The following is a 14,107-nucleotide window of genomic DNA, read 5'->3' on the forward strand; positions in this document are numbered from 1 at the left end:
TCCTTATCTATAGCAGTATTTTCGTTTGGTGTTTTATTTTTCGTTTAGCAAAGTCAGGCTGCTCCGGCGGCCTGACTTATTTTAATTAACCAGCCTATGATCGTAAATTACATTGTATTGTAAGCCATTAAAATTTCTACGCTTTGTATTCAACTAAAACTAGCCAGGCCAGTCTGCTGGCCGCCCTGCTGATCGTAGTAACCAGTTGCCAGAACCATGATACTCCCAAAGCGGTGACCGATGCTACGCCTCCCCTTTTTACGTTAATGACGCCGGAACAAACAGGTATTGGCTTCAGCAATACGCTTTCGGAAGGGTTGAACACGAATGTGTTGATGTACGAATATTTTTACAACGGTGGCGGTGTAGCTGCCGGTGATGTAAACGGGGATGGACTGACCGATCTTTATTTCTCCGGCAACATGACGGATAATAAATTGTACCTGAATAAAGGACAGCTACGATTTGAAGAGGTTACTGCTGCTGCCGGTGTGGCAGGAAGGCCCGGCCCCTGGAAGACCGGCGTAACGACCGCCGATGTGAATGGCGACGGCAAGCTGGATATTTATGTATGTTATTCCGGCAAGCTGCGGGGCGAGAAGAGAAGGAATGAGCTTTATATTAATGAGGGCAACGATGCGCAGGGAAAGCCTCGCTTCAGTGAGCAGGCAACGCAATATGGCCTGGCAGATACCGCCTACAGCACACAAGGTTATTTTTTTGATTTTGACCGGGATGGCGACCTGGATATGTTCCTGCTGAACCATAATCCCAATAACCTGCCTGTGCTGGATGCAGCCAGGACCGCTGTGATACTACAAGCAGAAGATCCCACTGCAGGCGTACGGCTGTTTCAAAATGATCAAAACCACTTTACAGATATTACGCGCAAAGCCGGGTTTCATAGCTCGGCCCTGACTTATGGACTGGGCGCCGGCATTGCTGATATTAATGGCGATGGATGGGAAGATGTGTATGTATCGAATGATTATGCCGTGCCGGATTATTTGTATATCAATAATGGCAATGGCACATTCACCGACCGGCTGGCCAGCAGTATCGGGCATAACAGCCAGTTCTCCATGGGCAATGATGTAGCCGATGTAAATAATGATGGCCTGCCTGATATTTTTACCCTTGATATGCTGCCGGAAGATAACCGCCGGCAGAAGTTGTTGTTTGCACCGGATAATTATGAAAAGTTTGACCTGAATATCCGGTCAGGGTTTCATTACCAGTATATGCGGAATATGCTGCAGTTGAATAACGGCAGTCGGCAATCGGCAGTCGGCAGTGGGCAGAGAGGAGATGTTAGTTTCAGTGAAGTAGGACAGTTGGCGGGGATATCGAATACAGACTGGAGCTGGGCGCCGCTGTTGGCTGATTATGATAATGATGGCTGGAAGGATTTGTTTGTAACCAACGGTTACCTGCGCGACTTTACCAATATGGACTTTATTAAGTACATGAATGATTATGTACAAAGCAAAGGCAGGCTGCAGCGGGAAGATGTGTTGGACCTGGTGCATAAGATACCGGCTTCCAATATCATGAGTTACCTGTTTGCCAATAATGGCGATGGTAATTTCACCAATAAGAGCCGGGCATGGGGCATACAAAAAACATCGAACAGTAATGGCGCTGTTTATGCCGACCTGGACAATGATGGCGACCTGGACCTGGTGACGAATAATATTAATGAACCGGCCTTTGTTTACCGCAATGAAGGAAGTGCCGGTCATCATTACCTGCAAATAAAACTGCAAGGCGCCCGCGGCAATACGCAGGGCATTGGCGCCAAAGTAACACTGTATACAAAAGGACAACAACAGTACCTGGAGCAGATGCCTTCCCGCGGTTATTTATCTACCGTATCGCCGGTATTGCATGCAGGCCTGGGCAAGGAAACGGTGATAGACTCCCTGCGCATTGTGTGGCTGAGCGGCAAACAACAAGTACTTAAGGATATTAAAGCAGATCAGGTGTTGACTTTATCAGAGCAGCAGGCTGTTGATACTTACCGGCAGCCAGCCGCTCCGGCTTCCCTGTTTACAACAGTGCCCTCTCCTGTTCAACGCAGTTATGCCACGAATACGATCAATGATTTTAAACGGCAGCCTTTGCTGTTAAATCCCTTATCCTTTAGCGGCCCCTGCCTGGTGAAAGGTGACGTCAATGGTGATGGCCTGGAAGATGTATATGCCGGCGGCGGCAGCGGACAAGCGGCTGTTTTATACCTGCAACAAAAGAATGGACAGTTTAAGGCGAACCAACAGACAGCTTTTGAAGCAGACAAGAACTGCGAAGATGCTGATGCCGCTTTCCTCGATGCTAATGGCGACGGCCTGACGGATATTTATGTTGTGAGTGGCGGATATCATAGTTATGCGCCGGACGATGCTTTGCTGCAGGACCGGTTGTATGTAAATGACGGCAAAGGGCATTTTATAAAAAGCGCCGATGCTTTACCTGTGATGCGTGTAAGCAAAAGTTGTGTACGGGCTAATGATGTGAATGGTGACGGCTTTACAGACCTGTTTGTAGGGAGCCGGGTAATACCGGGCCGGTACCCGGAAATACCTGCCAGCTATTTACTGGTGAATGATGGCAAAGGACATTTTACCGACCAGATCAGCACGATAGCACCCGCCTTACAAAAAGCAGGTATGGTAACAGATGCTGCCTGGGTAGACCTGAATGGCGACGCCAGGAAAGAACTTGTTGTAACCGGTGAATGGATGCCGGTGCAGGTGTATACGGCTAACAACAATAAACTGCAATTATCCACTCAACAATATTTTGACAAGGATTACCACGGCTGGTGGAACCGCCTGACAGTAGGCGATTTCAATAAGGATGGAAAGCCCGACCTGCTGATCGGTAACCTGGGCCTGAATACCCAATGCCGGGCAAGCGACAAAGAACCGGCCACCCTGTACTATAAAGATTTTGATGACAACGGATCGGTAGATCCCATTTTCTGCTTTTATATACAGGGGAAGAATTATCCTTATGTAACGCGTGATGAACTGCTGGACCAACTGAGCATTATGCGCACCCGCTTTATCGATTACAAGGGTTATGCAGACGCCACCATGGAAAGTATTTTCACGAAGGAAGAGTTAACCGGTGCTAAAAGTATGCAGGCCAATTACCTGGCCACTGCTTATTTTGAAAGCGGCGCCGATGGCAAATTCCATATACAGCCTCTTCCCACGCAGGCACAGATATCCCCGGTATACACGATCACTACACTGGATTATAACAAAGATGGTAATGATGACCTGCTGCTATGCGGTAATATTAACCGGGCCAGGCTGCGGTTTGGAAAGTACGACGCCAATTACGGCGTATTGCTGCGCGGCGATGGCAAGGGGCATTTTACGTATGTGAACCAGCAGGAATCAGGATTCCATGTAGGGGGCGATGTACGCAGTGTACTGTCCATTAACAATCAATTATTATTCGGGATCAACCAGCAACCCGTTCAAGCCTATAAAATCAGATAACGATGCGAATGCTCTTCAACCTAACTGTTGCCCTGCTGTTCTGTTTATCTGCTTGCCGGCAGGCGCCTCAGCCATTGCCGCCACTGGCCACAGGGGATATCAGCCGGGTGATCACCCAAATGACGGAAGTGATGATCCATGATATTACGAACCCGCCGCTGGCTTCACGCTTTTTCTCTTATGCCTGCTTGTCGGGCTACGAAGTACTGGTGCAAAATGACAGTTCTTTTAGAAGCATGCATGGCGTCATAAACGGTTACCCGCGTTTGCAAAAACCAGACTCCCTGCAAGGCTATCATGTGGAAGTAAGTGCTTTGCTGGCCATGATGGAAACAGCCAAGAAGATGCAACCTTCCGGCAAAATGATGGATGCGTATGAACAACGGTTCCTGGACTCCTGCAAAAAAGCAGGTTATCCCACAGAAGTATTGGAAGCATCATTGTCTTATGCTTCCTGGGTTAGTAAAAAAGTCCTGGCCTATGCAAAAGCAGACCGCTATAATAAGATCAGCAATTACCCGCGGTATACACCGGTAAATAAACCCGGCTACTGGTTTCCCACGGCACCGGCCTATATGGCTGCCGTAGAGCCTTATTTTAATACCGTGCGGCCATTTGCCCTTGATACCTGCTCACAGTTTATACCGCCTCCACCAATTGCTTATGCTACCAAAAAAGATTCTCCCTTTTATGAACTGATGCTGCGCAATTACACGGTTACACAGGATATGCCGAAGGAATACCGCGCCATCGCTGCTTTCTGGGATTGCAATCCCTTCGCCGTGCAGGATGACGGTCACCTGATACTGGGTTTGAAGAAGATCTCTCCCGGCGCCCACTGGCTGGGCATTACCGGTATAGCCTGCCAACAGGCCAAAAAGAATTTCCGGGAAGGCATGCAGATCTATACGATGGTATCCATGGGTTTGATGGATGGCTTTATCAGTTGCTGGGATGAGAAATTCCGGAGTAACCGGGTACGGCCTGAAACCGTTATCCGTGAACTGGTAGACCCTCACTGGCAGCCCCTATTGCAAACACCTCCCTTCCCGGAGTACCTGAGCGGCCACTCTGTGATATCAACTGCTTCGGCCACGATCCTCTCCCACTATTTTGGTGATCAGTTTGCTTATACCGACAGTGTGGAGGTTTCGTATGGATTGCCTGCCCGCCATTTTACTTCTTTCCGCCAGGCTGCCGAAGAAGCGGCTATCAGCCGTTTTTATGGCGGCATCCATTTTATGGATGCCATTGAGCAGGGGATGGTTCAGGGGAAGAAGGTTGGGGAGCAGTTGATCAAGAAGGTAACGGGTAGTAAAGAAGAAGTGGCGAAGTCTGCTAAAGAATGACGCATGCTTCGCGGCTAAAAGCCACGAAGAGCCTAAAGACTTTGCAGGAACAAGGCCTTCCTGCGTTTGGATATTTCAAGGTATTCGCCATTCCTGAGTTGTATGCTGCCACCATGGGTGTATTGGTGAATGAAGTGTTTATTGACGAGGTGGGTGCGGTGGATACGCAAAAAATCATGACTGTCCAGTTTGCCTTCAAACCATTTGAGCACTTTGGCCACTACCAGTGTTTTGTTGTCGCTAAAGAAGAGCTTGCTGTAATTACTGATGGCCTGGATGCGGACGATGGTGGCCGTATCAATGATGGCTATTCCCGCATTGTGCGGTAACAGCAGCAGGTTGCCGGAAATGGTGGGTGTATGCATACCTAATTTATTGCAGGTTATTCTTTTGTTTTATTTCCAGTACTATTTTTTGCAGGGCTATGAGTTGTTCTTCGAGGTTATCTATCTTTTTTTGCTGTTGTTTTAGGGCGTTGACCAGGGGCACTACCAGTTGCTCATAGCTGAGCATGTAGCGGCCATTCTCATTGTCAGGAACGTGCAGGCCGCTGAACTCCTGTCCCAGTTCTTTCAATGCTGTTTCTACTTCCTGGGCAATGAACCCATCTGTTAAACGGTCATTGGTGCCGGTATTCCAGCGATAACGAACGGGCCTCAGCCGGAGGATAAAATCAAGTCCCAGCGTATTGTCTATGATGTCTTTCTTCAACCGGGCATCGGAATAGTTACTCCAGGGAGCAAAGCCGCCAATGGCAGTAACACTGCTGTTGCCGATCACTACTTTGTTGCTGGCATCTGCCACTGCATTATATCCAATAGCGGTAGCATTGGTCAGATCCATGGCAGCTACATTGGCAGCATAGCCCAGCGCGGTATTGTAGTTGCCTGTGGAATTGCTGCTGAGTGCCTGGTACCCTATAGCCACATTGAATTGGCCTGTGGTATTAAAGTACATGGCATTTACACCTACCCCAGTGTTCCCGACAGCATTGTTATAAACAAGCGCCGAAGCACCTACAGCCGTATTCAGGCTGCCGGTTGCATTGGCGTATAACGAATAGGTACCCAGAGCTGTATTAGAATTGGCATTTTTCATATAAGCCAGTGCATGCTCACCCACTGCCACATTATAGCTACCACTGTCAGCCAGGCTCATGCAACCAAAACCAAGCACTGTATTGCTTCCACCATATTTTATTCTTCGCAGGGCCTCATATCCTACTACGGTATTATTATCTGTTTTATCGGCCTCTATCATAGCCCGGGCGCCTATAGCCGTATTGCGCTCTCCCCGTATTACACGTTGCATGCTGGACATACCTACTGCAACATTATAGGCACCCTTGCTTGTGACCAGGGAACCAAAACCCACTGCCACATTATTACTGCCGCTGTCGGCCTGGAACATAGCATCATTACCAACAGCCGTATTGTAATTTCCAGCCCTTAGATAAGCCAATGTCCTGTTTCCGACACCACAGTTCCAGGCTGTTGTAACAGATCGTTTTAAACTGGTTTGCCCAATGGCTACATTGTATGCCCCTATCGTGTTTTCCATGAGGGCCTCATCGCCTAAAGCCATGTTATAGATGCCTTCTGTGAGGGCAGCAAGCGTCAATCTTCCAAAACTGGTATTGCCCCTGGTATTGCTGACAATTCCCGCAGGCTGATTGTTGACCCTAAATACAAGCGGCGTATTATCCGTGGTACCGATGAAATGGGTTTCATTCAATCCCGCATTTCCTCCCGTACCCCATCCGCTACCTTCTATGGCCAGGCGGGTCCACCGGCTGCCACTGTAATAATAAAAACCACTGTCCTTATTGGTTTGATAGACCAGCAGTCCGGCTACCGGCACTGTAATACCGGCCCTTTGCAGGCTATCCATGCGGGGGATGAGCAGGCCCTTGCTGGTAGACTGAATATCGAGCATGGCGCTGGCATCGGGCGAAGGAGTGCCAATACCTACACCCTGTGCACATAGCTGCCTTGTAAGCACCAATAAGATCACACACAAAAGAAATCTCATAGCATGTCTTTGCATTTTTTGATAGGTATTAACCTGCGGGCCGATGGCTGTGTGGCCCTGGATTCTTCTATTTTTTTATCAATGCGTTGTATCTGCCTGTCGAACAGGTACCATATAACGCAGGCCAGCAATAGGAACAGCCCGATAATGATCCATACATATATCCGGCCGGAAGTATTCTTGTTGATCATTACTTCCCGGGTTTTGAAAGACAAAGATGCAGGTACCGGCCAGGGGAAAACAAATTCAGGGAGTGACAAAGCTGTGACGGGCAGCGGGACATTTTGGGGACAGGAGGGCTGGTTACTAGTTGCTGGTACTGGTTGGAGTAACTTTCGGTTTCTCAGATCATTTCAACGAGTTCATCGAGCGTGCCTTCTTCAGGCAGGTTTATTTTTTTGCGCAGGCGTTGTCTCGCTTTACGGATGGCATCATAGCTGATGCCGAGCATGGCGGCCATTTCTTTGGGAGCAAGCTGCAATTTGGTGAGGGTGAGCAGGCGGGTATCGGCCGGGCTGAGATCGGGCAGTTTTTCCCGGAGGCGGACGAAGAAACCCGGATACACTTTATCAAACAGCTCACGGAATGTTTTCCAGTCTTCCTCCGTAATGATGTTGGAGTTGAGCAGGCGGTTAAGGTTCTCCGTACGGCCGTCCATTTGTTCCATACCATTTTGCCGGAGGTTACTGATCTCTTCCTTAAAGGTTTCGAGCAGTTCATTTTTTTCCCGCAGGTTATCGGTATAGGTGGATAACTGCTGACGGGCAAATTCCAGTTGCTGCCGGGCTTTCTCCTTTTCGAGCGCAACCAGTTCCAGCTCCTTCCTGCGTTTTAACCGCTGCCTGTTGATCCACAGCAGGCCTATGATACAGGTTAACAATAACACAATAAGGATCCCATTGCGCGTGTATACCTGTTGCCGGCGCTGGTTTTCAAGGTCCCTTACTTTATTCAGGTGTTTCTCTGTTTCCAGTTTCAGCTTTGCCTGGTTCATGTATTTGATGTCATTGAAACGGGTCACACTATCCTTGTACACGAGCAGGGAATCAGCGTATTTACTCATGTTGACAGCATCACCTTTGAACTTGTATATATGGTACATGTTCTCGTACCAGTCTTTGCGCAGCCGGGCGCCTCCGGTATATACAAATTGGCGGGCAAAGTGGAGGTATGGTTCCGCTTCACCAGGGTGCCCGCGTTTGATGTGAATGGTAGCCAATATCATGGCAGCATTGGCAGCGCTTCCCCATTCCTGTGCTTTGATACTGGCTTTATAATCTGTTTCCAGCAATGGTAAGGCTGCCGGGGCATTCCCCTGCAGGAAGTAAGTGTACCCAAGATTACCATCGGTGAGTCCCATATAAAAGGAGTCTTTGACAACGGCAGCAGCCTGGTGCGCCCGCTTAAAGTAATGTGCAGCCGAATCATACTGTTTCAGTTGCTGGTAACAGAGCGCCAGGGTATTTTCAACGCTGACGTAGTAGATGAAAGAACGCCAGTAATCGGGCATGCCCATGCATTCCCGGAGATACCGGATGGCCTGCTCATATTCACCCAAACGATAATAACTACCGGCCAATGCATCTGCATACAACCTGGTATGCGGATAGTTGTCAAAACCGGCCTGCTCAAACTGATTATAGGCTTTTTGCATGTATTCAAAGGCCGGCCCGAATTTGCTGCATTCAAAGTACCAGGTGCCGGCATAGTGCCAGCATTCGGCCCTCGTAAGCGACCATCCTTTCCGGTCAGCGAGTTCCGCCGCCTTGAGCATGATCTCTACGCTTTTATCATAATGACGGTATTTTGATGAGCAATAAACGTACTGCAAAAGCCAGGCTTGTTGTTGTAAAAGGGTCGCTTCTTTTTCCGCGAAGATCTTTTCTGCCTGTATTAAGGTATGGATGGCGGTGGCTGAATCGGTCAGGGCAACCCGTTTTTTGTACCATTCCAATAATGATTTTACCTGCTGTTCTTTGGGCAGGGCCAGTATAGAATCGGCTTGAGCAATGACAGTGGATGCCCTGGCTATAAAAAGGATCAGCAATATTGCCGTAACTCTCACTAACAACGGTTTATGGTAGGAATGCGAAAATAATCCATTCCCGCAAGTGTTTAGCGGCTTGTCCCGAAAATGTCCCACCTGCAGTCACATCATTGTCGCCCGGTTTATTTGTTTTCAGGCAGGCGGCCGTTGCATATTTGTTTTTTTAAATGCAAGACGTATGATTGAACGCCGCCTATTGAGCCTGATGACCGTTATGCTGCTCCTCGCCGGGCAGGCTACCGCCCAGGTAGGTATCGGTACGGAAACTCCCGACAGCAGCGCTATCCTGGATGTATACAGCACAGACAAGGGATTACTGATCCCCCGGCTGACGATGGCGCAAAGAAACCTGATCAGCAATCCTGCAAAGAGCTTGATGATTTACCAGACAGACAATGTACCGGGTATTTATTACAACCTGGGCACACCGGGTATACCAGTCTGGCAAAGGCTGGAGCAGAAGGGTGTATTTGAAAATGACAACGGGGTGATCAGGCATACGGGCAACCATGCTACTGATCATTTTTTGTTTGGCAGAACGGCCTTACCGCAAAACGATGAACCGGTCTTTGATAAGTTCTTTTTTTTCAATAAGGAGAAAGGGGCTTTCCGGACCGGTGTATTATCGAATAACAGGAACTGGAGCCCCGACAGTTTGGGCATCGCCTCCTTTGCCAGCGGCCTGAATACCAAGGCCAGTAATTTGTATTCCACGGCGCTGGGAGAAGCGACGCAGGCAACCGGTATTTCATCTATGGCGTTAGGCTCCAACACACAGGCGAGGGGCGTAGCCTCCATGGCTACCGGCAGCAGCAATATTTCGGAAGGTCTCGGCTCCTTTTCAGCGGGAGGCAATAACCAGGCGAACGGTATGTTTTCCAGCGCCTTTGGCTATAACACCATTGCAAACGGTTATGGCTGCACAGTAGTGGGCAATTACAATGATCCTATTGTAGCGCCTGAGTTTTTTCCTACCAATAATTCACCCCTGTTTATAGTGGGCACCGGAGTGGCTAACAATGCCCGGGCGAATGGCCTGGAAGTATACCGGAACGGGTTGGTGAAGATTGATGTAGGTTTTCAGGTGGGCAGTTTCGGAAGTTATGTAAGAAACCTTTATCATCAACAAACGGTAGTGGGTCCCTGTGCAAACAATACCTGTGAATTTACGATCAACTTTCCCATGCCTGTAACGCAGTCCGATCAGGCAATTATTACGGTAACGCCCCTGAACCAACCAGGGACCAATTATGGTGATGTATTTGCCACCACCATAAAAACGGTCACTTCCACCGGCTTTACTGTACTGGTAAAGCGCACAGACCAGAACCAGGGATGGGGGCAGCAACTGGTGCTGAACTGGATCTACATGAACTAATCTATAATATATCAACTATCAGACGCAGGTTATGAAATCTCATTTGTATAGTATTGGCTTGTTGTTCATGGCCTGGTATTCCGGGCATGGTCAATCTGTAGCGATTGGTACCGGTGGAACGCCCGCTAATGCCAGCGCCGCACTCGATCTGCAAAGCAATAATAAAGGCTTTCTTATACCGCGTGTTACGCAGACTGCACGCCTGCAACTGCAACGACCCGCAACAGGGTTGCTGGTGTATCAGACAGACAGTCCGGCAGGGTTTTATTTTAATACTGGCACTCCTGAAGATCCGGATTGGGCACAGATGGGTTCAGAAGAAGTGTTTGTACGGGATATGGATGTAATTCGCCCGAATGCTGCGCAAGCCAATGATCTTATTTTTGGACGCCGGCACTTGCCGGGGCCATCTGCTGTGCAGGATGGGCTTTTCTGGTTTCAAAAAGACAAAGGTGCTTTTCGTACCGGGGTATTGGAATCTTCCGGATGGACAAGTATTGCGGGTGCAGGTTCGTTTGCCACGGGGAAGAACAGTCGCGCCACCGGGGAGTATTCTTTTGCCTCCGGAGATGGCGCTGAAGCCAGCGGCCTGGCCTCTTTTTCAACGGGTGTAGTACCGGAAAGCGCAGGTAGCTTTTCCCTTTCAGCCGGGATGGGCAGTAAGGCTTCAGGGTGGAGCAGCATGGCCATTGGCCTGGGCACGCAGGCAGCCGGGTTGCTTACCCAGTCATTGGGAGAGGGGACATTGGCGCATGCCGTGAGCAACTTTACAGTGGGTATGTATAATGATCCGATTTCACCCATACAGACTTTCATGGGCAGTGACTTAGCTTTTTTCATGCGCCCACAATTTATAGTGGGGAATGGAAGAAGCAACAGCCAACGGTGGAACGCATTCAGTTCATCGCTATGGATCACCGTTATGGAACACTTGCAGATAGGCCGGAATAACCCTCCCTTTACCAACCTGCAAACGGATTCGCGTGATTTTCCAAGCTGTCCTTCCTGTACAGTGGAGGTGCTCTTCAAAACTGCCTATCCAGGCATACCCAAAGTATTTGCTTCCGTCAGCGCCATAAATGGCAATTCTGTATACACCTGCGCTGTCAGGAACATAACCACTACCGGTTTTACGTTGGCGATACATCGTGAAAGCGGGCCTGGCACGGTTGACATTACCGTAAAGTGGTTTGCCATGCAATAAGTACTGTGAACGATTTACAACCTATGTCAAACTCAACAAAAAAAGGGGCTGCCACGTGCAGCCCCTTTTTATATATGCTGTATTTCTTTTTTAACGGGGAATGAAAAGTATCGCATCGGCAACGACTATGCCGCCAGCGTCTTCCACCCCAATTTCCACGGAGGATTGTTTACCGGCAGGTAACTGATAAGCGCCGATGCTGACCCATTCGCCGGAGGTTTGACCTGCCACCTGTATCGATGCAGGATGAAGGGTAACCGGGGTTTTCTTTTTTCCATCCATTACCTGTATGGCTATCTCGCGGGCCATGTTGCCCATTTTCGGCAGGTAGATGTATACTTCATAACGGCCTGCTTTGGTAATGGCAGGCGTATAGGTGATCGTTCTTTTTTCTTTAACAGCCGGCTCAGCCACGAGGTAAGATGATCCATACCCTCCTTTGCGGGATGCCCACTGGCCGGTAGTGCTCACTTTTTCTTTATCATCATTGTCTACTACGATTTCCGGTGTTGATCCATTGACCAATGGATTTGCTTTTAATTGGGTCTGCAGTTTGGTGATGTTAATTTCCTGTACAGGCTGCTTTGCATCAATGGCCATGGCGGCTGCTACGGCTGCCGATTGCCCCAGTACCATGAATACCGGTTCCATCCTGATGGAACCATAGGCGATGTGGGATGCAGAGAGGCAAACCGGCACAAAGAGGTTCTTGCATTCATTGGCTTTGGGAATGATGGAACCATAGGCAATAGGATAAGGGCCGAAGCCGCCTATCTGTACATCACCTTCATTTTTCACCATGCCATTCACCACCAGCCGCTGACAGTTGTGGGAATCCATCGTATAAGCGGCCATACCCACGCCATCTTTCACGATCTCTTTTCCTTCACAGTTGGCCTGCGTCATGACGTATTGCCCCACCATACGGCGCGCTTCGCGCACATACATTTGTGGCGACCAGTGACCACTATTCACGTATTCGTCTTTGGGATAGCCCCATTTCAGCATCTGTGTACGCAGGTGTTCAGGCATGCGCGGATCGTGGCCAATGAAGTAGAGCAATCCCTTTATGTAACTGGTATGCTGATCCGTGATCTTTTTACGGGTAGCGTAGTCTGCTTCCGGGTAATCATAGTTCATGCCGATCATATCGGTAGAGAAGGGACCATTGTTGTTGATATCGGTCTTGTGATTGGGCATAAGGTCGAATTTGAGGAAGGCCCAGAGATCTTTGGCTGGCTTCTTTTCGAGGTAGCGCAGCAGTAAAGTATATTTTTCGGGATCATATTCTTCCGGCTGTGTGATGGGAATGAGGTTATCCGGCTGGTTGCTAAGACAGATGCGGAAGTTGTACGCCTGTGCTTTTTTATCGCCCGTTCCCTGGGGATCGAGGGTTGCCGTGCTAATACCCCATACCAGGCCGCTTTCGGGCTTGCCGGGAATCTTGTAAGGATCTATACCATCGGGAAACTGGTGCTTATCTTTCAACTGCACCCCATTGTAGGTTTCATTGTACAGGCTGTTTGCTTCGCGGCCCACAGTATAGCTGACGCCTGCCTTTGCCATGAGATCGCCCTCATAGGAACAGTCAATGAACATTTTGGCCTGTATCTTCCGGGCGGTTTGAGGAGCCGGAGAGAATGGGTGGTTCACTTCTATTTCCCGGATATATCCCTGTTCTTTTTTTACGGAGAAGAGGGCAGTATTGTAGAGTACCTCTACTTTGGCAGCCTTGATGTACTGTAAAAATGTTTGCTCGGCTATGCCGGGCTCAAAGATCCAGGACTCCAGTTTACCATAATGTTTTCCCAGTCTGCGGTAAAAGTCGAGGGCCAGTCCGGTAACCGCATATTTATTACCAATATCGGTATATCCCAATCCGCCGGAGCTTAGTCCGCCCAGGCGTTGGCCGGGTTCAATGAGTAGGACTGATTTGCCGGCTTGTTTGGCGGTATAGGCAGCGATGACACCGGCGGAGGTGCCGCCATAGATGCAGATATCTACCTTCTTTGTCTGGGCAAAATTTGTATTTCCTAAAAGCAAGCAAAAGCAAAGTACCTGGATAATAGGTTTCATTGTTGTATGGATAGTTTTAATTCATGATGGCTGCGTGATCACAGCAAGATAAACAGAAACAGGCTGATTATCATAATGGTTTATGACGGGATAGGGGTGTTTTACCGGGTGAATCGATTACGTAAAATTTTTAAAAAAGGGTGGTGAATGCCAGATCCGGGTCCAGGCGGGTGTAACCTGATGAAGCGGGGGGGGCGGCTTACCCCTGGGTGGTGTATATGGCTGGGGCGGCTGGTGTATGGAGCTGGTATGAAGCGGGGTCGTGATAAGGTCGCGATAAGGTCCCGAAAAGGTCGCGTTAAGGTCCCGATAAGGGTCTTTAGACTATTCCGGGCAGGCTGCCCTGGGGGATGGGTGGGGGCTGCTCTTTGAAGCAGCAGAAGATTTGATAATCAATCGTTTATTATAAGCCATGGCGTTTCAGGCTTGTTTTCCTGCCTCCTTTTCCTGGAAACATGCTTCCAATCCGGCCAATGAGCGGCTTTTGTGACTCCTCCCGGGCAACAGGCAGTT

Annotated in this window: 9 protein-coding genes; 4 read left to right on the top strand and 5 right to left on the bottom strand. The window is 49.1% G+C overall.

Annotated elements, in window-relative coordinates:
• Positions 1–143: 143 nt before the first annotated feature.
• Positions 144–3,509 (top strand): VCBS repeat-containing protein, encoded by a 3,366-nt coding sequence (locus tag HB364_RS00520; protein WP_246228264.1) that lies wholly within the window; start codon positions 144–146, stop codon positions 3,507–3,509.
• Between the two features lie 8 nt (positions 3,510–3,517).
• Entirely contained in the window at positions 3,518–4,858 is a 1,341-nt protein-coding gene (locus HB364_RS00525) for a vanadium-dependent haloperoxidase (protein ID WP_246228266.1), read from the top strand.
• Between the two features lie 32 nt (positions 4,859–4,890).
• Here HB364_RS00525 and HB364_RS00530 read toward each other — a convergent pair whose 3' ends face one another.
• The 4 genes from HB364_RS00530 to HB364_RS00545 form a co-directional block, all read right to left on the bottom strand.
• A complete protein-coding gene (locus tag HB364_RS00530; RefSeq protein ID WP_167285951.1) occupies positions 4,891–5,223 on the bottom strand; it encodes a LytR/AlgR family response regulator transcription factor in 333 nt (110 codons plus the stop codon).
• A 7-nt stretch (positions 5,224–5,230) separates the two neighbouring features.
• On the bottom strand, positions 5,231–6,889 hold the full coding sequence (locus HB364_RS00535; RefSeq protein ID WP_167285952.1) for a tail fiber domain-containing protein: 1,659 nt from the start codon (positions 6,887–6,889) through the stop codon (positions 5,231–5,233).
• Complete coding sequence (locus HB364_RS00540) at positions 6,886–7,080, bottom strand: hypothetical protein (protein WP_167285953.1); 195 nt, start codon at positions 7,078–7,080, stop codon at positions 6,886–6,888. The genes HB364_RS00535 and HB364_RS00540 overlap by 4 nt, the downstream gene beginning before the upstream one ends.
• Positions 7,081–7,232: 152 nt before the next feature.
• Entirely contained in the window at positions 7,233–8,954 is a 1,722-nt protein-coding gene (locus HB364_RS00545) for a tetratricopeptide repeat protein (RefSeq protein ID WP_167285954.1), read from the bottom strand.
• Between the two features lie 160 nt (positions 8,955–9,114).
• On the opposite strand from HB364_RS00545, the gene HB364_RS00550 reads away from it, so the two are divergent.
• Positions 9,115–10,314 (top strand): hypothetical protein, encoded by a 1,200-nt coding sequence (locus HB364_RS00550; RefSeq protein ID WP_167285955.1) that lies wholly within the window; start codon positions 9,115–9,117, stop codon positions 10,312–10,314.
• A gap of 31 nt (positions 10,315–10,345) precedes the next feature.
• On the top strand, positions 10,346–11,518 hold the full coding sequence (locus HB364_RS00555) for an H-type lectin domain-containing protein (RefSeq protein ID WP_167285956.1): 1,173 nt from the start codon (positions 10,346–10,348) through the stop codon (positions 11,516–11,518).
• A gap of 90 nt (positions 11,519–11,608) precedes the next feature.
• Here HB364_RS00555 and HB364_RS00560 read toward each other — a convergent pair whose 3' ends face one another.
• The gene (locus HB364_RS00560) at positions 11,609–13,594 is read right to left on the bottom strand and encodes an FAD-dependent oxidoreductase (RefSeq protein ID WP_167285957.1); all 1,986 of its coding nucleotides are present in this window, start codon (positions 13,592–13,594) and stop codon (positions 11,609–11,611) included.
• Positions 13,595–14,107 lie beyond the last annotated feature (513 nt).

Origin of the sequence: Paraflavitalea devenefica (genome assembly GCF_011759375.1) — a bacterium.
Lineage (GTDB): Bacteria > Bacteroidota > Bacteroidia > Chitinophagales > Chitinophagaceae > Paraflavitalea > Paraflavitalea devenefica.